The sequence below is a fragment of the Mesorhizobium sp. P2_E9 genome (assembly GCF_056403815.1).
The window spans coordinates 18796-43590 of record NZ_JBFUET010000022.1 but is presented as its reverse complement, the minus strand read 5'-3'; the positions used below and the strand labels follow the sequence as shown (position 1 = coordinate 43590).

22 protein-coding genes and 1 tRNA gene are annotated in these 24795 nt (G+C 62.9%); 12 read left to right on the top strand and 11 right to left on the bottom strand.

Annotation, left to right across the window (positions count from 1 at the left end; translation table 11 throughout):
* Positions 1–36 precede the first annotated feature (36 nt).
* Both rhaS and AC1D05_RS31420 read right to left on the bottom strand, forming a co-directional pair.
* Complete coding sequence (gene rhaS, locus AC1D05_RS31425) at positions 37–1032, bottom strand: rhamnose ABC transporter substrate-binding protein (RefSeq protein WP_183456234.1); 996 nt, start codon at positions 1030–1032, stop codon at positions 37–39.
* Positions 1033–1087: 55 nt separating this feature from the next.
* Positions 1088–1891 (bottom strand): DeoR/GlpR family DNA-binding transcription regulator, encoded by an 804-nt coding sequence (locus tag AC1D05_RS31420; RefSeq protein ID WP_013897232.1) that lies wholly within the window; start codon positions 1889–1891, stop codon positions 1088–1090.
* Positions 1892–2075: 184 nt separating this feature from the next.
* On the opposite strand from AC1D05_RS31420, the gene AC1D05_RS31415 reads away from it, so the two are divergent.
* The 3 genes from AC1D05_RS31415 to ggt all read left to right on the top strand — a co-directional run bounded on the left by AC1D05_RS31415 (position 2076) and on the right by ggt (position 7525).
* Positions 2076–4178 (top strand): bifunctional rhamnulose-1-phosphate aldolase/short-chain dehydrogenase, encoded by a 2103-nt coding sequence (locus tag AC1D05_RS31415; protein ID WP_477446255.1) that lies wholly within the window; start codon positions 2076–2078, stop codon positions 4176–4178.
* A gap of 104 nt (positions 4179–4282) precedes the next feature.
* Positions 4283–5575, top strand: coding sequence for an L-rhamnose catabolism isomerase (gene rhaI / locus AC1D05_RS31410; RefSeq protein WP_477446253.1), 1293 nt, complete (start codon positions 4283–4285; stop codon positions 5573–5575).
* Between the two features lie 210 nt (positions 5576–5785).
* The gene (gene ggt, locus AC1D05_RS31405) at positions 5786–7525 is read left to right on the top strand and encodes a gamma-glutamyltransferase (RefSeq protein WP_477446251.1); all 1740 of its coding nucleotides are present in this window, start codon (positions 5786–5788) and stop codon (positions 7523–7525) included.
* Positions 7526–7575: 50 nt separating this feature from the next.
* Here ggt and AC1D05_RS31400 read toward each other — a convergent pair whose 3' ends face one another.
* Positions 7576–7917, bottom strand: coding sequence for a hypothetical protein (locus AC1D05_RS31400; protein ID WP_080511918.1), 342 nt, complete (start codon positions 7915–7917; stop codon positions 7576–7578).
* 455 nt (positions 7918–8372) lie between these two features.
* Between AC1D05_RS31400 and AC1D05_RS31395 the strand changes: the two genes are divergently transcribed.
* The 3 genes from AC1D05_RS31395 to AC1D05_RS31385 are packed head-to-tail and all read left to right on the top strand — an operon-like array spanning position 8373 to position 12200.
* Positions 8373–9251: an ABC transporter substrate-binding protein gene (locus AC1D05_RS31395; protein ID WP_477446335.1), complete on the top strand. Its 879-nt coding sequence runs from the start codon at positions 8373–8375 to the stop codon at positions 9249–9251.
* A complete protein-coding gene (fhuB, locus tag AC1D05_RS31390; RefSeq protein ID WP_477446249.1) occupies positions 9244–11292 on the top strand; it encodes a Fe(3+)-hydroxamate ABC transporter permease FhuB in 2049 nt (682 codons plus the stop codon). The genes AC1D05_RS31395 and fhuB overlap by 8 nt, the downstream gene beginning before the upstream one ends.
* 23 nt (positions 11293–11315) lie before the next feature.
* Entirely contained in the window at positions 11316–12200 is an 885-nt protein-coding gene (locus tag AC1D05_RS31385) for an alpha/beta hydrolase (RefSeq protein ID WP_477446247.1), read from the top strand.
* Here AC1D05_RS31385 and AC1D05_RS31380 read toward each other — a convergent pair.
* Positions 12197–13321 (bottom strand): DUF4432 family protein, encoded by a 1125-nt coding sequence (locus AC1D05_RS31380; RefSeq protein ID WP_477446245.1) that lies wholly within the window; start codon positions 13319–13321, stop codon positions 12197–12199. The genes AC1D05_RS31385 and AC1D05_RS31380 overlap by 4 nt on opposite strands.
* A 266-nt stretch (positions 13322–13587) precedes the next feature.
* Here AC1D05_RS31380 and AC1D05_RS31375 point away from each other — a divergent pair, with 266 nt between their 5' ends.
* Entirely contained in the window at positions 13588–14331 is a 744-nt protein-coding gene (locus AC1D05_RS31375; protein WP_477446243.1) for a hypothetical protein, read from the top strand.
* 19 nt (positions 14332–14350) lie between these two features.
* Here the strand turns inward: AC1D05_RS31375 and AC1D05_RS31370 are convergent, their stop codons facing one another.
* The 6 genes from AC1D05_RS31370 to AC1D05_RS31345 form a co-directional block, all read right to left on the bottom strand.
* Positions 14351–15064: a hypothetical protein gene (locus tag AC1D05_RS31370; RefSeq protein ID WP_477446241.1), complete on the bottom strand. Its 714-nt coding sequence runs from the start codon at positions 15062–15064 to the stop codon at positions 14351–14353.
* Between the two features lie 29 nt (positions 15065–15093).
* Positions 15094–15534 carry a hypothetical protein gene (locus AC1D05_RS31365; protein WP_477446239.1) on the bottom strand — a complete coding sequence of 147 codons (441 nt, stop codon included), beginning with the start codon at positions 15532–15534 and terminating at the stop codon, positions 15094–15096.
* A 188-nt stretch (positions 15535–15722) separates the two neighbouring features.
* A complete protein-coding gene (locus AC1D05_RS31360) occupies positions 15723–15896 on the bottom strand; it encodes a hypothetical protein (protein WP_477446237.1) in 174 nt (57 codons plus the stop codon).
* On the bottom strand, positions 15893–16111 hold the full coding sequence (locus tag AC1D05_RS31355; protein WP_477446235.1) for a hypothetical protein: 219 nt from the start codon (positions 16109–16111) through the stop codon (positions 15893–15895). The genes AC1D05_RS31360 and AC1D05_RS31355 overlap by 4 nt, the downstream gene beginning before the upstream one ends.
* A 144-nt stretch (positions 16112–16255) precedes the next feature.
* Positions 16256–16331 (bottom strand) — tRNA-Phe (locus AC1D05_RS31350).
* A 327-nt stretch (positions 16332–16658) separates the two neighbouring features.
* Complete coding sequence (locus AC1D05_RS31345; RefSeq protein ID WP_477446233.1) at positions 16659–17531, bottom strand: helix-turn-helix domain-containing protein; 873 nt, start codon at positions 17529–17531, stop codon at positions 16659–16661.
* A gap of 104 nt (positions 17532–17635) precedes the next feature.
* On the opposite strand from AC1D05_RS31345, the gene AC1D05_RS31340 reads away from it, so the two are divergent.
* From AC1D05_RS31340 to AC1D05_RS31320, 5 genes are all read left to right on the top strand, one after another.
* Complete coding sequence (locus AC1D05_RS31340; RefSeq protein WP_477446231.1) at positions 17636–18907, top strand: extracellular solute-binding protein; 1272 nt, start codon at positions 17636–17638, stop codon at positions 18905–18907.
* A 94-nt stretch (positions 18908–19001) separates the two neighbouring features.
* A complete protein-coding gene (locus tag AC1D05_RS31335) occupies positions 19002–19862 on the top strand; it encodes a carbohydrate ABC transporter permease (RefSeq protein ID WP_477446229.1) in 861 nt (286 codons plus the stop codon).
* The gene (locus tag AC1D05_RS31330; RefSeq protein ID WP_477446227.1) at positions 19859–20695 is read left to right on the top strand and encodes a carbohydrate ABC transporter permease; all 837 of its coding nucleotides are present in this window, start codon (positions 19859–19861) and stop codon (positions 20693–20695) included. The genes AC1D05_RS31335 and AC1D05_RS31330 overlap by 4 nt, the downstream gene beginning before the upstream one ends.
* Before the next feature lie 8 nt (positions 20696–20703).
* Positions 20704–21798, top strand: a complete 1095-nt coding sequence (locus AC1D05_RS31325; protein ID WP_477446225.1) for an ABC transporter ATP-binding protein — start codon at positions 20704–20706, stop codon at positions 21796–21798.
* A gap of 35 nt (positions 21799–21833) precedes the next feature.
* Positions 21834–23861, top strand: coding sequence for an aldo/keto reductase (locus AC1D05_RS31320; RefSeq protein ID WP_477446223.1), 2028 nt, complete (start codon positions 21834–21836; stop codon positions 23859–23861).
* A gap of 14 nt (positions 23862–23875) precedes the next feature.
* Here the strand turns inward: AC1D05_RS31320 and AC1D05_RS31315 are convergent, their stop codons facing one another.
* Positions 23876–24784, bottom strand: a complete 909-nt coding sequence (locus AC1D05_RS31315; protein ID WP_477446221.1) for a helix-turn-helix domain-containing protein — start codon at positions 24782–24784, stop codon at positions 23876–23878.
* Positions 24785–24795 lie beyond the last annotated feature (11 nt).

Here is a 24795-nt window from a genome sequence, read left to right as displayed (position 1 = left end):
GTGAGCCCCGCCGCGTCAGCTTGAGAGAGCTCCAGATCAATAGATCTTGGAGAACTTCTCGATGTTGGTCTTGTCGAACTGGAAGGGCGGAGCCATCGCAGCCGAGTTGCTGTCGTCGAGCGTGACCTTGCCAACGCGGCCGATCGACAGCGTCGCACCGGGCTTGGCCTCTTCCTTCTTCACCGCCAGATCATGGGCGAGGTAGACGGCGGAGTAGCCGAGATCGATCGGGTTCCACAGCGCAACCGCCTGGCTGGCGCCGTTGTCGATGAACTTCTTGAACTCGGACGGCAGCGCCAGGCCGGTGACATTGACCTTGCCGATCAGGTTCTCGTCGGTGACGACCTGGGCGGCGGCAACGACGCCGACGGTGGTCGGCGCGATGATCGCCTTGAGGTTCGGGTAGGACTTCAGCAGGCCCTTGGCTTCGTCGGTGCTCTTGGCCGAATCGTCATCGCCATAGACGGTGGCGACCAGTTTGATCTTGGGGAATTTCTCCGGCAGGATTTTCTTGGCCGCGTCGATCCAGGCGTTCTGGTTGGTCGCGGTCGAGGACGCCGACAGGATGGCAACGTCGCCGCCCTCGGGCAGATAGTCGGCGGCAAGCTTGATGATGGTCTCGCCGATCAGGCCGGTGTCGGACGGGTTGAGGTGAAGCTGGCGGCCTTCCTTGGCGACGCCCGAATCCCAGGAGATGACGGTGATGCCGCGCTCCATGGCCTTCTTCAGCACCGGCACCAGCGCGTCGGCGTCATTGGCGGAGATGGCGATGGCGTTGACCTTCTGGGCGATCAGCGAATTGACCACTTCGATCTGCGCTTCGGCGGTCGCCTTGGTCGGGCCGGTGTAGATGATGTCGACATCGCCGAGTTCCTTGGCCGCCTCTTCGGCGCCCTTGTTGGCGGCGTCGAAGAAGCCGTTGCCTAGCGACTTCACCACCAGCGCGATCTTGACGTTTTCGGCGTAGGCTGCGTTCACGAACATGGCGGCAGAAAAGGCCGCCGTAACCATCAATTTCTTCAGAAAGCTCATCGAATATCCTCCCTTGAGCGTTGCATTCCATCGTCGCTGCGGGCGTGAGGGTGTCTCAGGCCTGCAGTGAAGATTCTTCCTTTGCAGACTTGCGGGCGACAATCAGCGTCACGCCTGCGGTCTCCAACATCTTGGCTTCGCGATCCTCGATGCCGTCATCGGTGATGACGGTGGCAATGCGCGACAGGCCGCACAGGATCAGGCTGGAGCGCTTGCGGAATTTCGAGGAGTCGACCAGCACCACCAGCTCGTCGGCCTGGTCGATCAATTTCTGTTCGGCCTGGATCAGCAGCGGGTCGCCTTCCATCAGGCCGAGTGGCCCCAGCCCTTGCGCGCCCATGAACATGCGGCGCGCATAGAAATTGCGCGTCACGTCATTGTCGAAGGGCGACAGGATAATGTTCTGCTCGCGGTAGATCGTGCCGCCCGACAGCATCACCGTGTTCTTGGAATGCTTGAGCAGATGCTCGGCGATCGGGAACGAATTGGTGAAGATCGGCATGCGGCGGCCGGTCAGGAAATGCACCATCTGGAAGGTGGTGGTGCCGCCATTGATGATGATCGGTTCGCCATCTCCACAAAGCTCGACCGCTTCGCGAGCGATGGCCCGCTTTTGCGAAGCGTTGATTGTTTCGTTGACGGAAAAGGGCCGGCCGGCCAGGCCGATGAACTGTGGCGGCGAGATTGCTTCGGCGCCGCCGCGCACCCGGCGCAGGCGCTTTTGCACGTGGAGAGCCGCGATATCGCGCCGGATCGTCGCCTCGGAAGACTCCGTCAGGTCGACCATCTCTTGCACCGTCACCACAGGTTTTTCCTGGACGGCGGACAGAATGATCCTGTGGCGCTCTTTTTCGTGCATGGTTCCTCCCTGCCTGGCCATCTAGGCATTCAAAACGAGCAGTGTCAATCATTTCCGATCATATAATTTCATTGTGCAGTGCAATATGATCGATCTTGATCGTTTATGATTGACAAGCGACGTGCTTGCGTAGACATTCCCGGCAAAATGGACTGCGGCTTTTAGCGTCCCAGGGAGGATACCTATGCTCGACAAGCGCTCCGGCTCGCGCCTTGCCAATCTGTGGGATGATGCGAAAGCCAAGGGGATGAGCGACCCCGAGCTTCTGGTCTACCGATCGAACACGCTCGGCTCCGACAAGCGCGTCACCAACTATGGCGGCGGCAACACCTCCTCGAAAATATGGCAGAAAGACCCGCTGACCGGCGAGAACGCCGAGGTGCTTTGGGTCAAGGGCTCCGGCGGCGACAGCGCTTCGATCAAGCTTGACGGTTTCGCCACGCTCTACATGGACAAATTGCGCGCGCTCAAAGGCCTCTATCGCGGCGTTGAGCACGAGGACGAGATGGTCGGCTTCCTGCCGCACTGCACTTTCAACCTCAATCCGCGCGCGGCCTCGATCGACACGCCGCTGCACGCCTACGTGCCGAAGCCCTTTGTCGACCACATGCATCCCGACGCCATCATCGCGATTGCCGCGGCGAAGGATTCCAGGGCGCTGACCAAGGAGATCTTCGGCGACGCCATCGGCTGGCTGCCGTGGAAGCGGCCGGGCTTCGAACTCGGCCTGTGGCTGGAGAAATTCTGCCTCGAACATCCCGCCGCCAAGGGCGTCATCCTGGAAAGCCACGGCCTGTTCACCTGGGGCGACACGCCCAAGGAGTGCTACGAGACGACGATCTCGGTGATCAACCAGGCGATCGAGTGGTTCGAGCGTCGCTCCGAGGGGCTGGCGATCTTCGGCGGTGAAGCGGTCAAGTCGCTCGATGCCGCTGAACGCCGTGCCATCGCGGCAAAACTGATGCCGAAAATCCGTGGCCTGATCTCGGAAAAGAGCCACAAGCTCGGCCATTTCGACGATTCCGCTGCAGTGCTCGAATTCGTCAACTCCAGGGATTTGCGACCGCTGGCGGCACTTGGTACGTCATGCCCCGACCATTTCCTGCGCACCAAGATCCGCCCTCTGGTCATAGAATTCGATCCGGCCAAGCCCGATGTCGATGCAGTGATTGCGCGCCTTGCCGACGATGTCGCCGAATATCGCGTCGGCTACCAGGCCTATTACGACAGCTGCAAGCATCCGGATTCACCCGCTATTCGCGATCCCAACGCTGTCGTCTACCTGATGCCTGGCGTCGGCATGTTCACCTTTGCCGGCGACAAGGCGACAGCGCGCATCTCCGGCGAATTCTACGTCAACGCCATCAACGTCATGCGCGGCGCCTCGACCGTCTCGTCCTATGTCGGCCTGCCCGCGCAGGAGGCTTTCGACATCGAGTACTGGCTGCTCGAGGATTTGAAGCTGCAGCGCATGCCGAAGCCGAAGTCGCTCGCTGGCCAGATCGCCCTGGTGACCGGCGGCGCCGGCGGCATCGGCCGCGCGACCGCGAACCGCCTGCTGCGCGAAGGCGCCTGCGTCGTGCTGGCCGACATCGACGAAACAGCACTCGCTGGCGCCAATGAGGAACTGGCCAAGGTCTATGGCAAGGATTTTGTCCGGCCGGTGCTGATCAACGTCACATCGGAGGATCAGGTTGTCGCCGGCTTTGCCGAGACAGCGGTCGAATTCGGCGGCATCGACATCCTGGTGTCGAACGCGGGCCTCGCCTCCTCGGCGCCGATCGAGGAGACCACGCTGGCGCTGTGGAACAAGAACATGGACATTCTGTCCACGGGCTACTTCCTGGTTTCGCGGGAAGCATTCCGGCTTTTCAGGGTGCAAAAGATCGGCGGCAACGTCGTCTTCGTTGCTTCCAAGAACGGACTTGCCGCTTCGCCCAACGCCGCCGCCTATTGCACCGCCAAGGCCGCCGAAATCCATCTCGCGCGCTGCCTGGCGCTGGAAGGCGCGGAGGCGCAGATCCGGGTCAACGTCGTCAATCCGGACGCCGTACTGCGCGGCTCGAAGATCTGGACCGGCGAGTGGAAGGAACAGCGCGCAGCCGCCTACAAGATGTCGACCGACGACCTCGAGGAACACTATCGCTCGCGCTCGATGCTGAAGCGCTCGGTGTTTCCGGAGGATATCGCCGAAGCGATCTATTTCTTCGCTTCCGACATGTCGGCCAAATCGACCGGCAACATCATCAACGTCGACGCCGGCAACGCGCAGAGCTTTACGCGCTGAGCTGACGGCGGAGCGCTCCCTTCTCCCCGTTCACGGGGAGAAGGGAGCCCGAAGGGCCGGATGAGGGGCAGCGCTGACGCAACGCATTTGGGAGGAATAGCAGTTTGTCCGAAACCATCATCTCCGCCGATCTCGTCGCAAGCCACAACACCGCGCGCAAACCCGACCTCGAGCGTGACTACGCCTCGCTCGGCGAACGCCTCGACCGTCGCGGCATCGCCATCGACGCTATCCGCGACAAGGTCGAGAAATTCGCCGTGGCGATCCCCTCCTGGGGAGTCGGCACCGGCGGCACCCGCTTTGCCCGCTTTCCCGGCGCCGGCGAGCCGCGAGACATCTTCGACAAGATCGAGGATTGCGCCGTCATCAGCCAGTTGACGCAGGCGACACCAACTGTTTCGCTGCACATTCCATGGGACAAGGCCGATCCGAACCGGCTGAAGCAGGCCGCCTCCCGCTTCGGTCTCGGCTTCGACGCCATGAACTCCAACACCTTTTCCGATGCCAGGGATCAGAAGCTTTCCTACAAATTCGGCTCGCTGTCGCATGCCGACGCCGGCACGCGCCGTCAGGCGGTCGAGCACAATCTCGAATGCATCGAGATCGGCAAGACTCTTGGGTCGAAGGCGCTGACGGTATGGATCGGCGACGGCTCGAATTTTCCGGGCCAAGTCAACTTCGCGAGAGCCTTCGAGCGCTATCTCGACGCCATGAAAGAGGTCTATGCCGGGCTGCCCGCCGACTGGAAGCTGTTCACTGAACACAAGATGTACGAGCCGGCCTTCTATTCCACGGTCGTGCAGGATTGGGGCACCAACTACCTCATCGCCAAGGAACTGGGCGACAAGGCGTTCTGCCTAGTCGACCTCGGCCACCATGCACCCAACGTCAACATCGAGATGATTGTCTCGCGGCTGATCCAGTTCAAGAAGCTCGGCGGCTTCCACTTCAACGATTCCAAATATGGCGACGATGATCTCGATGCCGGTTCCATCGATCCCTACCGGCTGTTCCTGGTCTTCAACGAACTGGTCGATGCCGAACTGTCCGGCGCCGAGGGTTTCGATCCCGCCCACATGCTCGACCAGAGCCACAACGTCACCGATCCCATCGAAAGCCTGATGCTGTCGGCGGTCGAGGTGCAGCGCGCTTACGCGCAGGCGCTGCTGGTTGATCGCAAGGCGCTCGAAGGCTTTCAGGACGGCAATGACGCGCTGATGGCGACACAGACGTTGAAGGCGGCCTACCGCACCGATGTAGAGCCGATTCTCGCCATGGCGCGGCTCAACACCGGCGGCGCCATCGATCCGGTCGCCGCCTACCGGGCGGCGGGCTACCGCGCCAGGGTCGCGGCCGAACGCCCGGCTGTTGCGGGCGGTTCAGGCGGCATCGTCTAACGCCGAGCCAGCCCCCTCATCCGGCCGCTTCGCGGCCACCTTCTTCCCGCTGGGGAGAAGAGACGCCAGCGCCGACAGCTCCTCTCCCCTCGGGGAGGGGTCTGATTGGCAATCCGGGTGAGGGGGCTCTTTCTCCCGCTCCTCCAATTGTTAGTGGACTCAATCAGTCCAACACGGTCTTCTAGGCGTCCCCCGCCAGGAGAACCCGCAATGCATATCACCCGTCGGACACTGATCGCCGCCAGTCTTTCCATCACCTTTGCCCTGGCGCCGTTGACGAGCGTCTTCGCCGCGTCACCCGCACCAGCCAAGGGCGAACACGGCATGGTGGTGACGGCCCAGCATCTGGCGTCGGAAGTCGGTGTCGAGGTGTTGAAGAAGGGCGGCAATGCCGTCGATGCGGCTGTGGCCGTCGGCTATGCTCTGGCTGTCGTCTACCCCAATGCCGGCAACATCGGCGGCGGCGGCTTCATGACCATCCGTTTCGCCGACGGCAAATCGACCTTCCTCGATTTCCGCGAACGGGCGCCGTTGGCTGCGACCAAGACCATGTATCTCGACAAGGACGGCAATCCGGTGAAGGGCGCCAGCCTCGACGGCTATCTCGCCGTCGGCGTGCCGGGTTCGGTGGCCGGTTTCGAAATGGCCCGCGAGAAATATGGTACCTTGTCCCGCCAGGACTTGATGGCGCCGGCGATCGGCTATGCCAAGGATGGCTTCATCCTCAATCAGGGCGATTCCGCTTCTTTTGCCAGCAGCGCGGATCGGCTGGCGAAAGACCCGGCCGCGGCCGCAGCCTTCCTCAAGCCCGACGGCAAGCCCTATGGCATCGGCGAGCGGCTCACCCAGCCCGACCTTGCCGCCTCGCTCTCGGCCATCTCTGAAAAAGGCCCCGATGCCTTCTACAAAGGCGCCATCGCCGACGCCATCGTCAAGGCGAGCGGCGCCAAGGGCGGCATCCTGGCCAAACAGGATTTCGAACAATATGCGGTGCGCGAGCTGAAACCTGTGACCTGCACCTATCGCGGCTACGAGATCACGTCTTCGCCGCCGCCGAGTTCCGGCGGCGTCATCATCTGCGAAATCCTCAACGTGCTGGAAGGCTATCCGCTATCCTATCTCGGTGCCGGCTCGGCCGAGACGGTGCATGTCATGGTCGAGGCCATGCGCCATGCCTATGTCGACCGCAATTCCGCCCTCGGCGACCCTGATTTCATAGACAATCCGGTCTCGAAGCTCCTGGACAAGGCCTACGCCAAGGGCATCCGCGACAAGATCGATCCGTTCCGGGCCGGCGTCTCGCAGGATCTGATGCCGAAGGGCTTTGGCGAGTCGAAGGAGACGACGCACTATTCGATTATCGACAAGGACGGCAACGCGGTCGCGGTCACCTACACGCTGAACGGCTCCTTCGGCGCCGGCGTGGTTGCCGACGGCACCGGCATCCTGCTCAACAACGAGATGGACGATTTCACCCAGAAACCCGGCGTGCCCAACCTATACGGTCTGGTCCAGGGCGAGGCCAACGCCATCCAGCCGAAGAAGACGCCTCTCTCATCGATGAGCCCGACCATCGTCGCCAGGGACGGCAAGCCGTTCATGGTCATCGGCAGCCCGGGCGGCTCGCGCATCATCACCATCACGCTGGAAGCGATCGTCAACGTCATCGACCATGGCATGAACATCCAGGAAGCGATCGACGCGCCGCGCATCCACCACCAATGGCTGCCCGATACAGTCTATGTCGAGCCGTTCGGCCTGTCGCCGGACACCGAAAAACTGCTGGCCGGCATGGGCTACCACCTCGATCTGAGTAACCAGACCTGGGGGCAGGCGGCCGGCATCTTGGTCGGCGGCAAGAGCCTGGCGGAAATCGAGAAGGGCGGCGGCGCGCGCTACAATGGCGCCATTGACAGCCGAGCGACATCGGGCGAAGCGCTCGGATACTGATATCGGCTTGGACTCTCGGCGAGGTTCTGGCTCACGGCCTGGCCGGGCCGTCAGGTCACCAGCGTGATGGTCGATGCGATCAGCATCAGGGCGGCGATGCCGACGAACAGCGCGTAGATGCGCGGCCGGTCGAGCAGGAGCGCGTTTCCGGAGATCCAGGCTGATGTGGCGCCGCCAAGTGCGAAGAGGAACCCGTTGCGATGGCCGAAGGTCATCGATGCGGCCATCAGACCGCCAATGATCAGGGCGCCGAACACGATGATCACGGCGACAGCGTATTTCTCGAAATCGTTGTTGCCGATCCCCGGGCCGATTGCGTTCAGATTGGGCAGGTCGTCCGGATCGAAGGGGTTCGCCGACCCATATTCGTCTTGACCGATGGATTCTCGCATCACTCGTTCTCCGCTGACCGGCAACAAACCATCAACACCTGCCGAGTGCAACCCGATCGCACATCCCTCTATGTGTTGACGGTCATCTTCAACACGTTCCGGTCGCACTTGTCACCGCTTTTTCGGGCGCCTGGCTCGGATGCAACAGGCGTCCGTACGCGGATGGCACGCCACTATATCATTCCATATGGACCGAGTTCGCGGGGAAAAGATGATGCCGCCGATCAATTTGGCGTCGGCATGCGTTGCGCGACTGCGGCGGCGAGTCGCAGCGCCCGACATGCGACCGCTAGATTGTTCACTCCTAGTGGCATCTTTAATATTGACTATGAAAGTCATGTTTCATAGTCAACCGGCATGGGCCGCTCGAGGCCAGAGTTCCAGACAGGCACGCCAAATTGGAAACAGACCAGGAAACCCGGCCCTGCAGGACAGCCGATCGCGCGCCCGGCTGGATAACCCGGCGCGGCGCGTTCGCGCTGTTTGGATTGCCTTTGGCCGCACTCATGCCACGGGCGGCCAAGGCGAAGCCGCCGCTGCGTATCGTCTGCCTGGATGATGGGCTGGCGGAGACCTTGCTCACCCTCGGCGTTACGCCAATCGCCGTCGCCGACCGCGAAATCTGGGAGAAGTGGGTGGTCGAGCCGTCACTGCCGCCGCAGGTAGCCGATATCGGCACAATACTGGAGCCAAACCTCGAATTCCTGCAGCAGCTTCGCCCCGACATCATCCTCTCCACGCCCTATCTCGACGGCATCAAGCCGCTGCTCGAACGCGTGGCGCCGGTGATGACGATCGGCATCTACACGCCGGACGGCCAGCCTTATCGGCGCGCGATCGAGGCGACCCGGCAACTGGCAGCTCTTGTCGGCAAGGAAAGCGAAGGAGAAGCACTGATCGCGGCGACGGAGGCTTATTTCTCTGATGTCAGGCAGCAGCTGGAACCGCTTTCGGCGCGGCCGATCTACGTCGTCAACTTCCTCGATCCGCGCAATGTGCGCATCTATGGCGAAAAGAGCCTGTTTCAGGCGGTATTCGACCGCATCGGCATCCGCAACGCCTGGACTGGCGAGACAAATTACTGGGGATTTGCAACCGTCGGCATCGACGGCCTGGCGACCTCGAGCGACGCGCGCCTTGCCTATCTCGAACCCTTGCCCGAGGGGGCTGTGGGCACGCTGACCGAGAGCCCGGTCTGGAACGCCATGCCTTTCGTGCGCAACCGCTCGATCATGCGCCTTGCCCCAGCGCTGATGTTCGGCGCGCTGCCTTCGGCGAGCCGCTTTGCCCGGCTGTTGGCTGCGGCGCTGACGGCGGAGCACGCCGGTGGCTGAACAGCAAGCGATCTTGGCCGGCGACGCCAGCCTCGTCTCCGATCGTGCGTCGTCGTCTCGCATATCAGACAGATATCCCCTGGGCGCGATTCTGCTTTGCGTCGTGCTCCTTGGCGCTGCAGCCGCAGCGACCCTCTCCAACCTCGTCGTGCAATTGCCGCCGGCGCTCTGGCTCGATGCGCTCGCAAGCCCCGATATTGACGACATGCAGCAGGTGCTCGTCCACTATGCCTTCCTGCCCAGGCTCGCCGTCAGCCTTCTCTGCGGCGCGGCCCTCGGACTGGCCGGGACGGTGCTGCAACAGGTCCTGCGCAACCCGCTCGCCTCGCCCGAAACCGTCGGCGTCTCGGCCGGCGCCCATCTTGCGCTGGCGCTGGCGACGCTTCTTGCGCCGTCCCTGCTTGCCTTCGGCCGCGAATGGGTGGCGCTTGCCGGCGCCTTCACGGCTCTCGCCGCGGTCTTCGCGCTGTCCTGGCACAAGGGCCTGTCCCCGCTCTCGGTGGTGCTCGCCGGGCTAGTCGTCAGCCTCTATGCCGGCGCCATTGGTGCGGCCCTGGTGGTGCTGCGGCATGAATGGCTGGCCAGCCTGTTCATCTGGGGCGCCGGTTCGCTCGGCCAGCAGGACTGGTCGACGACGCTTTGGCTTTTGCCGCGCCTGGGTCCCGCCGCGCTGCTGATCGTCCTGATGGTGCGGCCGCTGACCTTGCTTGGCCTCGACGATGAAGGCGCGCGCAGCCTGGGCGTCCCGCTCGGCGCCTACCGCTTTGCCGGACTGGCGGCGGCGGTCGCGCTGATCGCCTTCGTCGTCGCCGCAGTTGGTGTCATCGGCTTCGTCGGCCTTGCCGCCGCGACGCTCGCCCGCATCGGCGGTGCCCGCCGGCTCGGCCAGCAACTGGTGATGGCGCCGCTCATCGGCGGCGCCTTGCTGTGGACCGCCGATCAGGGCGTGCAGGTCGCGATCGGACCGCAAGGCGATTTGCTGCCGACCGGCGCCATGACAGCGCTTCTCGGCGCGCCGCTGTTGCTCTGGCTGCTGCCGCGCCTGGCGCTCGGCCTGGAAACGCCGGCGCTCGGGTCGCAGCACCTGCCGCGCGCCCGTCATACCGGCCTCTTGCTGGCGGCGATCGGCGGCCTGCTGCTTCTGCTGATTGGGCTGGCCTTGCTTTATGCGCCGGGGCCACATGGCTGGACATTCGCTTCCGGCGACCAACTGCAGCCCTTGTTGTCCTGGCGCCTGCCCCGCGTGTCCGCCGCGCTGGCCGCCGGCGCCATGCTGGCGCTGGCCGGCCTGATGATGCAGCGTCTCACCGGCAATCCGATGGCCAGCCCCGAAGTGCTCGGCATCAGCGCCGGCGCCGCGCTCGGCATGATGGTGGCGCTGTTTTCGCTTTCAGATGCCGGTCGCCCGGTGCAGACTGCGGCCGCCACCATCGGCGCCTTCGCCGCCCTCTTGGTGACGCTGGCGATCGGCCGTCGCGCCGCCTATGCGCCGGAGCGGTTGCTGCTGGCGGGCGTCGCTCTGACCGCCTTGTTCGACGCGCTGATCCTGGTACTCACCGCCACCGGCGACCCACGCGCCATGCTGCTGCTCAACTGGCTCACCGGCTCCACTTATGGCGTCGACGCGGGTTCGGCGGTTTTCACCTCGTCCATCGCCTTTTGCCTTTTCCTGCTTGCCCCGCTCTTCATGCGCTGGCTGGACATGCTGCCGCTCGGATCCGCCACGGTGCAGAGCCTCGGCGTCAACCTGCGGGCAACGCGGCTTCTGGTGCTGTTGATGGTCGCAGCACTCACCGCCGCCTCGACGCTTGTGGTCGGGCCGCTGACCTTCATCGGCCTGATGGCGCCGCACCTTGCCCGCCGCCTCGGCCTGGCGCGCGCGCTGCCGCAAGCCGTCGGCGCGGTGCTCGCGGGCGCGCTGATCATGGTCTGCGCCGACTGGATCGGCCGCACCGCCATCTTTCCGCGCCAGATCCCGGCCGGCCTCGTCGCCACGCTGATCGGCGGCCCGGTGCTGATGTGGCTCTTGCGCCGCCGCTGAATTTTTGTTTCCCGGAGAGTGCCATGACCGCCCCACCGAAGGCATCGCCCGCCTTGATCGCCGACACCACCGTGCATGACTTCGTTCCAGCCGATGGCGGCGCTCCCTGGCGGGTGTTCCTGTATGTGCCTTCAGGACCGGAGCCCGAGGCCGGTTGGCCGGTGCTCTATATGACCGACGGTAATGCCGTCATCGGCACGGCGGTCGACGCCATGCGTGCACAGGCCTTCTATCCCCTGGGCACCAATGTCGGTTGGGGTGTCATCGTCGCCATCGGCTATCCCGTCGCGGGCGCCTATGATCCGCTGCGCCGCTCGTGGGACCTTGGCCCGCCGCCGGGCAAGACCTATCCGCCCTTCTACGAGGGCACATCGGAAGTCAGGACCGGCGGGGCAGGGGATTTTCTAGCCTTCATCGAGGAAGAACTGAAACCCTGGGTCGCTGGCCTGGCCCGGATCGATGAGAAACGCCAGACGCTTTACGGCCATTCCTTCGGCGGCCTGTTCGCGCTCTACGCCTTGTTCACGCGCCCGCATTCGTTCCGCACCTTCATCGCCGCCAGCCCCGCCATCTATTGGGAAGACCGCGCCATCGACCGCTTCCTCGAAGCTTTCGAGGCTTCTGTCCCCGATGGCCTGACGGCGGATGTGATCCTGTCGGCCGGCGAATACGAGACCGAGAAGCTGGCGCCGTTCCAGATCGGCGCCGATGACGAGGAAAAGCGCCTCCAGCAGAAAAAACTGACACGCACCGACGAATTCGCGCGGGCGATGGCCGAGCGCCTTGGTGCATTACCTGGGGTGCGCGCGAGCTTCGAGCTCCATGCCGGCGAAAACCACATGTCGATCCTGCCGGTGACGGTCAACCGCGCGGTGCAGGCGGCCTTCGCGGTCAGGGATGAACGCTAGGCAACCCCGGTCCGAATCTCTGAAATCAACTGTTCCTGCCTTGCGGCCTCCTCAGCCATCATCGCGCCAAAGCGCAAGCCGCAGTGGAATGTTTCCCCAGCGGCGACGCGAACCAGGCGGCCTCTTTCCTTGGCCGCGAGATAGCCATCGGGTTCGGCGGTTGCCGGCAGCACGAGGCCGAGCGCATCCTGATCGGCGCCGCGCGTGATCCAGCGAACGGCATAGTTGAGCTCGGATGGACGAAAGCTGACGAAATCCGCTGTCTGGTCCGGATGGACCTGCAAGGCATGTGCCCAGCCTTCGGCGTCCGCCTTGGCTTTCATCGTCAGCACGAGTTCGGGGTCGATCGGCTCGTTCTTGGTCAGCGTGCGATGGCGCGACGGATCGGCGACAATGGCGTCGCGATAGGCAAGGTAGCTTTCGCTTGGTGTGAAAAAGGGTGGCAGCACCTGGCGCACAACGATGTCCGCGTCATCATCGACAACGCTGTCGACCAGACGGCCGTCATCCGCCGGCCTGAAATTGATGTGCGCCAGATACATCAGCTCCATGGCAGAGCGTTTCAGATTGGTGATGGCGATGTCGACGGCAACGCCGGTGGCGTCGTGCTGCAGCCGCACGGTCGGTTGCGTCACATAGTCGTGGCTGAAGGCGACAGTTTGGCGACAGCGTCCGGTCAGGGCCATGAACGGCCCTTCGGCATTGTCCCCGATGATTAGCTGGACATCCCCATAGGGTGCATTGGGCAGGTCGCCGTGCAGCGGGTGGTGGTCGTCCGGACCCGGATTCCCCATCGCCGTGGCGCCACAGTGAAGGAAAAACGCGCCGTAGTTGGACAGATAGTCCCGGGTCGCAACCGGCTCGTCGAACATCGAACGCATGGTCAGCGAGCGGTTGAGGAACATTGCGTCCCAAATCTGCTGCCCCTGGAACGGCAGCATGACGATTTCGCCCTTCGCATTGCTGATGCGAAGACCGGCAACGCCGGTTCGGTAGCGAAAGGCAGTGGCGACAAGCCCGCGATATCGCGCCACGGTGGTGTCCAACGGACCAAACTGCTCGGGCACGAGGTCGACGAAGACATGATCGGGATAGTCGTAATGCATTGTTTCGACCTTCATCTGCCGCAGCGCACATGCCGATAGTCGCAGGAAGCGTCTGGAAATCAACGGCAGTGAGCCTCAAATGGTCCGCCAAGCCGGCTGACGTTTTCGACAGGGCGGACCGGCAGTTTGGAGATCGCACAGGGGTGTTGATCCGACCCTGGCGAATTCCACCGGACAATGGTCCCAAGTCAGTAGGTACCCGTCAAAGTCGGTAGACTTCTCCGAGTTCGCCAGCTAGCTAGATCGATATCAAAAGAGGGAAGACTCGGGGATCATCCAAAGTGAAAATCAGATACGTCGCCGGCATAAGCTGGCCACGCAGCGGACATCACCTGATGCATCGGCTTGCCCTGAGCTATTTCGGCAACGATTTCAATTACTGCCTGTTTTACCCCACTGATAATCCAGATTGTTGCCGCACCTTCCCGTGCATCCGGCCTGGGGTCAAATTCTCGAAGAACCATGATTTCGATCTATCGGGGCGGATCCTGCCGGATGTTCCTTATCTGGTCCAGCATCGGTCGTTCATGCCCGGAACCGTATCGGACTTTGAACTGTACCTCCTAGACGGCGGGCAGGACACGAAGGAAAGCTTTAAGGAATTCGCACTCATCCGAAGCGATGGATGGGCTGCCTTCATGACAAAGTGGGTGGACACTCGGGCTAAATTCGAGCGCCTGTTGGTGGGGTACGAAGATTTTGTCTCCGACCCGCAAGGGACCATGAGACGCGTCATCCCGTTCTTTGCGCCAGACGAGACACCGGATGAAGGGCGCCTGGTGCAAATCGTGAAGAACGAAACCCACGTCGCTGTCACCAAGCAAGGCGGCGAGGAGTGGACCGCGAATGCCGGTGTCAAGGCGTTCCGAAAAGTCGAGGCCTTTCGTTTCTATGACGCTGGATTGTTCCGGGAACTGGAGTCCATCGCGCAGGAGAAGCGCCGCGGGATTACGAAAGAAGCAGCACCACGCCCCTCGAGTGGCCGCTTCAGACTGCCGCTGTTGAAAGCCATCTTCGGGCGGTAGATCAACAGGCCTCGCGCCATCATTCCTGTGAAGGAGGGGCGCTCAATCGACGATAAGGGACGCCATCGAAGCTTGCCGTCACAAAGTCCCTGACAGAAATCTTGCGCTTGCGTCCGTCGCTGCAGGCGTAAACCGGCCAACCGGCATCGCTGCATTCGCTGGCGGCGCAGATTCGCGCCAGGCAGTTACCGATAGTCAACCGGAAGCCGCCCTTGCCGGCGAAACCTTGCAACAAGCTGCCGTCCGCCGAGCGCCATGTCCGCGCACGGAATTCCGCCCGCAAAAGCGATGGTTCGAGAGGGACCGCAAGATTGGTTTCGCTGCGACGCCCTGTGAGCTGCAGACGGAAGCGCGCCATTGCGGTCGTGTATGCGGTCACAAGATCCGATTCGCGAAAATAGGCGATCGGCAGGTTGGAGCGGTCAAGCAGATGAGACATGCGCTCGCTTGCCTCAACCGGCGTCAGCAAGCCAACAAAGGTAAGAAAGGCGAAGCAAGCTCGCGACATCTTCCAGCAGCCTAATCGATCTCGGCCTGCCGGTTTGGCCCCGGTTGCCCCCAGTAACATCCCGCCAATCGTCGCCCTGCGCAAGCCGCTTGCTGAGGCAGTCCATAAGACGGCCGAGTGTGCAATTCGCAAGGCCACCGGGTTAAAGCGCCTGGAGCCGAGGAGGTAACCCGCATCGACGAATTTTACACGGGCGATGGCGAGGTCATCAGGCGTATACGGCAAGGAGGAACCCCTCTCGCCAACCCGGGTCCTTAGCTGGCGGGCGCTGGTGGCAGTTCGAACAGATTGGCGCCGTTTTCCTGGCCGCTCTCGACATAGCCGATAATGCCGAACCATCTGGCGACGTCAGGCCCCTGCAGCCAGCTGCGCGAGTGGATGGGGAGATTGCCGGCGAGCGCCTGGATATGCCTGATGTGCCGCTTGCAGAAGCGCACGGTCGAGGCGCGGAAGAAATCCTCCTGCGCGGCAAACAGCGTGTCGGCGGCATCGCTGTTCTCATGCCAGGCGATGATCGCCACAGCCTTCTCGCCCTCGACGAGCGCGTGCGCCCGGCCTTCCTTCAAATTCATCATCAGATTGTCGTAGGCGATCTTGCTGTCCTTGCCGGCCGCCGCGTATTCGTCCGACATCCGCTTGGACAGGCCATGAAAGACGTCCTCGAGATCCCCGAGCGTCGCTGCACGTGCTCTCATTTCACCTCCTGCAGCCCCACAGGAAGTTTGCCCTACGGTTGAGGGGGCGCCAAGCAAATTGAATCCCGATGTGGCCCAGTGAGAGCAAAGTTGTTTCGGCAGACTATGGGCGATGGTTCGGAGGAATCGGCGGCAATCGGGTTCTAGGGAGAAGGTTGACAGTCGGGCCGCCGCCAATTGCGCTACGCCTAATGCCGCTCGGCCATGTTTGCCTCAGCCAGCTTTGCCAGCGCTTGCTCGACTTCCTGCGCCGAGGCGTCGGTGCGCTCGATGTGGCGCATCATCTGCCTGGCCAAATGCTCCAGCCTGGCGGCGCGATATACCTCGCCGTGCCTGGCGACCTCCGAGCGGATCGCGATCATCGTGCAGAAGCCTTGTGGGCTGGCGGGTAGATCTTCACCATCCGCCGTTTGGCCTCGCTTACCCGACGTTGAGCGGACCGTATCCGGCCGCATAACGCCAAGCTGATGCCAACGCCGCACTCGTCTTCGAGCAGCTCTTCGGCGCGTTCGAGATCCAGTTTTGCCCGGCCGACACTCTGCCGTGCCCTGGCCACTTCCATATCCAGCAGGTCCATTGTTCCGCTCCCATTGGTTGCGGTCCCTTCGCTTCGTTAACCGCTGATGATCGCGTTGGTTCCGACGACGACCGATCACGAATGGTGTGGAGGGGTGCTGATCACATATTCGGAGCAAGCGTTTGAATGTGATCAGGAGGAAGATGGTGCCCAGAGGCGGATTCGAACCACCGACACGCGGATTTTCAGTCCGCTGCTCTACCAACTGAGCTATCTGGGCCTGTTCCGGCAAACGAAATTGCGTCAACCGGATTTCATCAAGGCGCCGTGGGGCGCCCCTTGAAAGCGCGTGGGTTATAGCACGGGAATTCGGCCTGTCCAGCGCCTAGGTGGTGATTTCCGGCAGGAAAAGAGAGGCTGTGGAAAGGCTGGCTTCATCAGGCGCTTTCATCGCCACAATGGCGCGCGGGCTGGCCCCTTTCGGCCCTTTGGCCTCTGTCCCGGCGCCGCCATGGCGCGCTGCAACTGCCGGGATCCGTCCTGAGCCGACGATCGAGATGCCGCAATGCGCTCGCGTCCACGGGCAAGCGGCAGTCGGTCATCGCTTCTACCTGGCGCTTGGCAGACCCTTGCGGAAATCCGACGGCGTCATGCCGGCCAGCTTGCGGAACGACTTGTTGAAGGCGCTGAGCGAGCCGAAGCCGGAGTCCATGGCAACGCGCAGCACATTGGCGTCCTGATGCATCAAAAGCGCCTGCGCGTAGCTCAGCCGCAGAAGGTTGACATATTCGTTGAGCGTCATGCCGGTCGATTTCTTGAACAGGCTCATGGCGTATTTGGGATGGATGTCGGCCGCCGCCGCTATGTTCACGCAGTCGATGTCGTAGAGGAAATTCTCGGCGATGAAATCGCACATGCGCCCGACATTGCGCGACGATTGCTGGTCGAAGGGGCTGCCGGCTTCCTGCCCGGCCGCCGTTTCGGGCACCAGCTGGTAAGGCTCGAACCGCACCCGCTCCAGACGCAGCAGAAGTTCGTTGACGGCGTGCTCGGCCTTGGCCGGATCGCCCGAGCGGGCGTAGCGGTTCCAGCGCGCGAAATTGTCGTTGTCGGATTGATCGGTGGAGTTCGTCACCAACGTCGCGCCGGTCATCAGCCGGTGGCGGATGTCAGCCGGCAGATGCAGCCGGAAGAAATGCACCAGCGGCAGATGCGCGCCGGCATAGATGGCGTCGTCGCTGAGATCGTCCATCTGGTGTGGCAGGCCGCCCCAGAAGAAGCACATCTCGCCGGCCGAAAGCGAAATCTCGTGGTCGTTCATGCGGTAGTGCACGCTGCCGCGGACGATGAAATTCACCTCGACCTGGGCATGCCAGTGTGGCTTGAGCATCACCAGCGGAGCGGTGTGAAACATCTGCAGGAGCAGCGGCAGGCCTTCCACGCTGCTGGCGCCTGGTTGGTAAAACGGCCGTTCCGGCATCTTACTTTCCGCCAATTCCGTATTCCCTTTGTCGGCGACAAGCCTTCCGCGCCGCCTAGTCTAGCCAGGCTCGCAGAGAGAGCAAATGAAATGGGAGGATTTCAATGCGCATCACACTGACATGCGCCGCGCTAGCGCTTGCCCTGGGCTCAGCCCCGGCCTTTGCGCAGTCCGGCGAAATCACCATCTGGAGCTGGAATGTCGCCGCTTCTTCGCTGAAGGCGACGGTTGCCGGCTTCAACAAGCTGCATCCCGACATCAAGGTCACGGTTCAGGATCTCGGCAACCAGCCGACCTACGACAAGTCGATCGCCGGTTGTGCCGCCGGTGGCGTCGGCCTGCCCGACATCGTCACTATCGAGAACGGCGAGGCCGAGAATTACTGGAGCCAGTTCCCCGACTGCTTCGTCGACCTGCACACGCTTGGTTACAGCGCCGAGGACCAGAAGAAATTCCCCGATTTCAAACGCACCGAGCTCGAGGTCGGCGACAAGGCCTATGCCATGCCGTGGGATTCCGGCCCGGTCGCCGCCTTCTATCGCCGCGACTTTTACGAGAAGGCCGGCGTCGATCCGGCATCGATCAAGACCTGGGACGATTTCATCGCCGCCGGCAAGAAGATCCAGGCCGCCAATCCGGGTGTCTCGATGACCAACGCCGATTTCAACGGCGACACGGAACTCTTCCGCATGATCTCCAACGAGCAGGGCTGCGCCTATTTCGCCGAGGATGGCCAGTCGATCACGGTCAGCGAGCCCAAATGCGTCGACGCCATGACCAAGGTCAAGGAGATGAAGGACGCCGGCGTCGTCTCGTCCGCCGACTGGGGCACCAAGATCACCAACAACACGGCCGGCACCGTCGCCACCCAAATCTATGGTGGCTGGTATGAAGGCACCATCCGCACCGAATCGGCTGGCGAAAACGGCAAATGGGGCGTCTATCTGATGCCGAGCCTCACATCAGACGGTCCGCGCGCGGCCAATCTCGGCGGCTCGTCGCTGGCCATCACTTCGGCCTCGAAGAACAAGGAAGCGGCCTACGAGTACCTGAAATACACGCTCGGAACCAATGAAGGCCAGATCACCATGCTGAAGGAGTTTGGCCTCGTGCCCTCGCTGGTCTCGGCGCTTGACGATCCCTACGTCAGCCAAGGCCTGCCCTACTGGGGTGGCCAGGCGGTGTGGAAGGATATTCTGGGCACTTTGCCCAAGGTCGTTCCCAGCCGCGGCACGCAGTTCCAGAGCGATGCCGAAATCATCGTTCGCGCGGTGCAGACCAAATATCTGGGCGGCGGCTATCCCGACGCCAAGGCCGCACTCGACGACGCCGCAAAACAGATTGCCGCGGCGACCGGATTGCCGGTCAAATCATAACCTCCCAGGGACGGGGTCCGGGACGGCTCGTGCCGCCCGGACCCTCCGCCTGCGAGCTTGTCTGAAACACCTGATATGATGGAGGAGGAGGAAGATGCGCAACCGCAACGCCACGGCGTATCGTTTCCTCGCGCCCTATCTGCTGATCTTTTCCGTCTTCTGGGTGTGGCCGATCATCTCCTCGTTCATGATCTCGTTCCAGGCGACACGTACCGTGCCCTGGCGTTTCGCGCCCGGCTTCAACTGGGGCCGGCTGATCGGCGATCCGGCCTTTTTCAACGCGCTGAAGAACACGCTGCTCATCCTCGTCATCCAGGTGCCGGTGATGATCGCGCTGGCCATGGTGATGGCGGTGCTTTTGAATTCGCCGCTCTTGAAGGCGAGGGGGCTCTACCGCTTCGCCTTCTTCGCTCCCGTCGTCGTCGGAGAGGTCGCCTATTCGGCGGTGTTCCGGCTGATGTTCAGCCTCGATTTCGGCATCGTCAACAAGCTCCTGAACAGCATCGGGTTGCCCAAGATCGACTGGTTCTCCAACGTCACGCCGGCCATGGCGCTGATCATGATCGCGGTCACCTGGCGCTGGGCCGGCTACAACGCCATCATCCTGCTCGCCGGCATGCAATCCATCCCAGAGGATGTCTACGAAGCGGCGACGCTCGACCGCGTCAGCAAGCTCAAGCAATTCTTCTACATAACCTTGCCGCTCTTGAAGCCGGTCATCGTGTTTTGCCTGGTGCTGTCGATCATCGGCACCATGCAGCTGTTCACCGAGCCCTTCCTGATCACCGAGCGCGGCGGACCGGGAGGCGGCACCGAGACGCTCGGCCTGCTGCTCTACCGCCAGGGGTTCCGGTCGCTCAATTTCGGCTACGCCTCGGCCGTCGCCTACACCATGGCGGGGCTGGCGATCGCCATCACGCTGATCCAGTTGTGGCTGACGAGGGAAAAGCAATGAGCTCGCTCTCCTCCGCCCGCCTCAGGCGCAGCATCGCACTGCATCTCTTCCTGACGCCGCTGGCGCTGATCTGGCTGTTTCCGCTGTGGATGATGGTGGTGTTCTCGACCATGCCCGACAACGGCATCTTCAGCCCCGGCATCGAGCTTTTGCCGCACGGCAATTTCGTCGACAATTTCAACAATCTGCAGCGCGACACCAACTTCGTCGGCGCCATCGGCATCTCCGTTTCGGTGGCGGTGACCTACACCGTCCTGTCGGTGCTGCTGACCTCGATGGCCGGCTGGGCGCTGGCGCGCTACCAATTCTTCGGCAAGGGCGCGGTCGTCGGCATCATCTTCGGCACCATCACGCTGCCCTATGCCGTGGTGCTGATCCCGCAATTCATCATGGTGGCGCGCGACTTCCAGCTCGCCAACACCTGGGTGGCGCTGATCGTGCCGCCGCTGTTCAATTCGCTCGGCGTGCTGTTCATGCGTCAGAGTTTTTCGATGATGCCGGATGATCTGTTCGACGCCGCTCGCGTCGAAGGCGTGAAGGAATGGCGCATCTTCCTCTTCGTCGCGCTGCCTTTGGCGCGGCCGATGCTGGCGGCACTTGCCATCATCCTGTTCCTCGCCTCCTGGAACAACTACCTCTGGCCGCTTTTGATCAACAGCCAGCCCGGTTCGATGACGGCGCCGGTGGCGCTCGGCACGCTGATCGGCCTCACCAAAGTGTCGTGGGGCGGCATCATGGCGGGCGCCGTGATGCTGACCGTGCCGATGCTCATCGTCTTCGTGCTCCTGCAGCGCCATTTCATCGCCGGCATCGCCGCCGGCGCAGTCAAGTAAGAGGTAGCATGGCGACCGTTACACTCAACAATGTCGTCAAGCGTTTCGGCGCTTTCGAAGTCGTCCATGGCGCCAACATCGACATCAAGGATGGCGAGTTCGTTGTCTTCGTCGGCCCCTCCGGCTGCGGCAAGTCTACTCTGCTCAGGATGATCGCCGGGCTCGAGGACATCAGCGGCGGCGAGATCGCCATCGGCGGCAAGCTGGTCAACGATGTCGAGCCGGCCGATCGCGGCATCGCCATGGTCTTCCAGTCCTACGCGCTCTATCCGCATATGAGCGTCGAGCAGAACCTCTCTTTCGGCCTGCGCATGACCGGCAATCCGAAGGCGGACACCGACCGGCGGGTGAAGCGCGCGGCCGAGATCCTGCGCATCAGCGAATTGATGGACCGGCGTCCGAAAAAACTCTCCGGCGGCCAGCGCCAGCGCGTCGCCATCGGCCGCGCCATCGTGCGCGAGCCGCAGGTGTTCCTGTTCGACGAGCCGCTCTCCAATCTCGACGCCGAACTGCGCGTCCAGATGCGGGTTGAGATTTCGCGCCTGCACAAGGAACTCGGCGCCACCATGATCTACGTCACGCACGACCAGACCGAGGCGATGACGCTGGCCGATCGCATCGTCGTGCTGCGCGCCGGCCATATCGAGCAGATCGGCCGGCCGCTCGATCTCTACGACGATCCCGACAACCAGTTCGTGGCCGGTTTTGTCGGCTCGCCGAAGATGAACTTCATCAAGGCCCATATTGTCGGGCACGATGCGCGTGGTGTTGTGGTCGAGCTGGCGGGCCAGGAGAAGACCCGTATCACCCAGCCGCTGACCGGCGCTGCACCCGAGCTGGGAAGCCCCAAAATCGGAAGCAAAGTCATCGTCGGCGTGCGGCCCGAACATTTCGGCGATGCCGGAGAAAGCGACACCGATCTTGTCGTCGGCATCGACGTGGTCGAGCACCTCGGCGGTACGAGCTTTCTCTACGCCCGAACGGCCCATGGCGAAGACGTGGTGATCCAGCGCGACGCGGCGAAGGTTCCCACCACCTCCGAGGTCACCGTTTCCATTCGCAAATCCTACCTGTTCGACGAAAACGGGCTGCGGCTGCGCTGACCAGCCGCCCCTTCCAGCCTTCAAGGAGAATGACAATGACCGCAACCACGCCCATTCGCTGGGGCATTCTCGGCCCGGGCAGCATCGCCCTTGCCTTTGCCGGCGGCGTGGCCGCTTCGCGCACCGGAAGACTGGTCGCCATCGGCGCGCGCAACCCCGCCAAGCCGGGCCTTGCCGAGAAATTTCCCGGCGCCCGCATCGTCGACGGTTATGAAGCGCTGCTTGCCGATCCGGAGATTGATGCCGTCTACATCGCGATACCGCATCCCGGCCATGCGCAGTGGGCGATCAAGGCGGCGGAAGCGGGCAAGCATGTGCTGTGCGAAAAGCCATTGGCGCTGACCGCCTTCGAGGCCGATGCCATGATCCATGCCGCGCGCAAGGCCGGCACCTTTCTTGGCGAAGCCTTCATGTACCGGCTGCATCCGCAGACGCTGAAGCTTGTGGAACTGATCAAGTCGGGCGTCATCGGCGAGATCAGGATGATCAAATCGAGCTTCGGCTTTGCCATGCCGGGCTTCATGCCGGAGCATCGGCTGTACGCCAATGATTCCGCTGGCGGCGGCATACTGGATGTCGGTGGCTATACCGTCTCCATGGCGCGGCTGATTGCCGGAGCGGCGACAGGACTTCCCTTTGCCGAGCCGGACAAGGTCGTGGGTACCGCCCATCTTGGCCAGTCCGGCGTCGACGAATGGGCCTCGGCGCTGCTGCATTTTCCCGGCGGCATTGTCGCCGAGGTCTCCTGCAGCATCTCGCTCAACCAGGACAATGTGCTGCGCATCCTCGGCACCAAGGGCCGCATCGAAGTGCCGGACTTCTGGTTCGCCGGGGGAAATCGCGATGTCGGCCTTGGCCGGATCGACGTGATCGGCGCCGACGGCTCGCGCGAAACGATCAGCGTCGACGAAAAGCGCCATGTCTATTCCTTCGAGGTCGATGGCGCCGGCGAGGCGATCCTTGCCGGGCGGCAGGAATTCGCCTGGCCGGGCATGGACTGGGCCGACAGTCTCGGCACCTTGCGCGTGCTCGACAGATGGCGTGCTGCCGTCGGGCTGGAATACGAGATCGAAAAGGCGCCGCTGCGCACCAACACCATCTCCGGCCGGCCTCTGCGCTCCAGCGGCACCGCGATCGGCAAGCGCGCCATTCCGGGCCTGGCGAAACCGGCGTCCGTGGTGGCGCTCGGCTTCGAGGATTTCCGCACCTTCTCCTCGGGTTCGATCCTGCTCGATGCCTTTTTCGAGGCCGGCGGCAATCTCTTCGACACCGGTTTTGTCTACGGCGCCGGCTACACCGAAAAGCTGCTTGGCGAGTGGTTGGAAAACCGCGGCGTGCGCGAGCAGTCGGTGATCATCGCCAAGGGTGCGCATTCGCCGCTCTGCTATCCCGATGTGATCGGCAAGCAGCTTGCCCAGTCGCTCGACCGCTTGCAGACCGACCATGTCGACATCTATTTCATGCATCGCGACAATCCGGACGTGCCGGTCGGCGAGTTCGTCGATGCCATGGACCGTGAGGTGAAGGCAGGTCGCATTCGTGGCCCGTTCGGTGGCTCGAACTGGACGATGCAGCGCATGGACGAGGCGATTGCCTATGCCGAGAAGAACGGCAAGCAGAAGCCCGGTGCGCTCTCCAACAATTTTTCGCTGGCCGAAATGCTGGAGCCGATCTGGGCGGGTTGCGTCACCTCGTCCACCGATGACTGGAAGGCCTGGCTGACATCCAGGCAGATGCCGAATTTCGCCTGGTCGAGCCAGGGTCGCGGCTTCTTCACCGACCGCGCCGGGCGCGACCGGCGCGACAGCGAGGAACTGGTGCGGGTCTGGTATTCGGAGCGCAATTTCGGCCGCCGCGACCGTGCAATCGAGCTCGCCGCCAGACTGCGCAAGAGCCCGATCCACATAGCTCTGGCCTATGTGCTCAACCAGCCTTTCCCGTCGGTTCCATTGATCGGGCCGCGCACGCTGGGTGAGCTCGACGACAGCCTGCGGGCGCTGGACATCGCGCTTTCACCGGCCGATCTCGAATGGCTGGACGGCGGCAGCCTGCACGCGGCCTGATAGGCGAAGCGGCGTCAGGTCTCGTCGTCAGACACCCTGACGCCGCGCTTGGTCGGGGTCCGCAGATTGGCATACATGCCGGTGGTGCGGAATTGGCTGGGTGTGGTGCCGTAGAGGCGGCGGAACACCTTCGAAAAATAGTTCGCGTCCTCGAAGCCGCACAGGATGGCGACTTCCTTCACCGGCAGGAAGTCCGCCTTGGTCAACAGCTTCGCCGCCCGTTGCAGGCGTTGCTGCAGCACGAATTCGGCGGGCGGCAGGCCTTCGCTCTCGGCGAAGCAGCGCGAGAAATGGGCGCGGCTGAGCCCGCTGATCTGGACGAGGTCCGCCACCGGCAGCGGTTTGTCGAGATTGGCGTTGATATGGTCGATGACCGGCTGCATGGCGCTCTGTTTCTCGGCAAAGGCATGGGAGCCGAAGACATCGTCATAGAGCGCCATCGCCGCCTCGTAGGCGATAGCGGAAGCGGCACCCGGCGACGCCGCCCCCTTGACCAGACGCAGGCTGCAATCGGCAAGGTGATCGATCGTTGTCGGCTTCAGCCGGAACACCGGACCGGAGACGCTGAGGATCGACTTGTGGATGCGCAGCGCCTCCTCGCCATTCATCGAGATCCAGAAATATTCCCAGCGCTCGTCCTTGGCCAGCCAGTAGCGATGGTTGTGCGGCACCAGCACCAGCAGCGTGTCGTTCTCTTGCAGGCGATAGTTGCGGTTCTCGTAGCGCAGCCGGCCGGTTCCGCTGATCGTGTGCTGGAGCACGGTGAACGGCGTCTGGCCGCGCTTGCGCCCATCCCAGTCGTAGGTCTCGTCCTCGCGCACCTCATAGCCGGTGCTCGTCGGCATGGCATGCAGGCGCTGTCGGCCCCGCGGCAGCGAGATCGTGCGCATCGACTGTCCGTTGGCGATCAAATCCCGCAGCACAAAATTACCCT

Bases quoted from the DNA above. Each gene is read 5' to 3' on its own strand.
- AC1D05_RS31355 (WP_477446235.1), bottom strand. From the start codon at position 16,111: ATGGACCTGCTGGATATGGAAGTGGCCAGGGCACGGCAGAGTGTCGGC.
- AC1D05_RS31420 (WP_013897232.1), bottom strand. From the start codon at position 1,891: ATGCACGAAAAAGAGCGCCACAGGATCATTCTGTCCGCCGTCCAGGAA.
- AC1D05_RS31360 (WP_477446237.1), bottom strand. From the start codon at position 15,896: ATGATCGCGATCCGCTCGGAGGTCGCCAGGCACGGCGAGGTATATCGC.
- AC1D05_RS31325 (WP_477446225.1), top strand. From the start codon at position 20,704: ATGGCGACCGTTACACTCAACAATGTCGTCAAGCGTTTCGGCGCTTTC.
- AC1D05_RS31400 (WP_080511918.1), bottom strand. From the start codon at position 7,917: ATGCGAGAATCCATCGGTCAAGACGAATATGGGTCGGCGAACCCCTTC.
- AC1D05_RS31340 (WP_477446231.1), top strand. From the start codon at position 17,636: ATGCGCATCACACTGACATGCGCCGCGCTAGCGCTTGCCCTGGGCTCA.
- ggt (WP_477446251.1), top strand. From the start codon at position 5,786: ATGCATATCACCCGTCGGACACTGATCGCCGCCAGTCTTTCCATCACC.
- AC1D05_RS31385 (WP_477446247.1), top strand. From the start codon at position 11,316: ATGACCGCCCCACCGAAGGCATCGCCCGCCTTGATCGCCGACACCACC.
- AC1D05_RS31335 (WP_477446229.1), top strand. From the start codon at position 19,002: ATGCGCAACCGCAACGCCACGGCGTATCGTTTCCTCGCGCCCTATCTG.
- AC1D05_RS31330 (WP_477446227.1), top strand. From the start codon at position 19,859: ATGAGCTCGCTCTCCTCCGCCCGCCTCAGGCGCAGCATCGCACTGCAT.
- AC1D05_RS31415 (WP_477446255.1), top strand. From the start codon at position 2,076: ATGCTCGACAAGCGCTCCGGCTCGCGCCTTGCCAATCTGTGGGATGAT.
- AC1D05_RS31345 (WP_477446233.1), bottom strand. From the start codon at position 17,531: ATGCCGGAACGGCCGTTTTACCAACCAGGCGCCAGCAGCGTGGAAGGC.
- AC1D05_RS31380 (WP_477446245.1), bottom strand. From the start codon at position 13,321: ATGAAGGTCGAAACAATGCATTACGACTATCCCGATCATGTCTTCGTC.
- AC1D05_RS31365 (WP_477446239.1), bottom strand. From the start codon at position 15,534: ATGAGAGCACGTGCAGCGACGCTCGGGGATCTCGAGGACGTCTTTCAT.
- AC1D05_RS31320 (WP_477446223.1), top strand. From the start codon at position 21,834: ATGACCGCAACCACGCCCATTCGCTGGGGCATTCTCGGCCCGGGCAGC.
- rhaS (WP_183456234.1), bottom strand. From the start codon at position 1,032: ATGAGCTTTCTGAAGAAATTGATGGTTACGGCGGCCTTTTCTGCCGCC.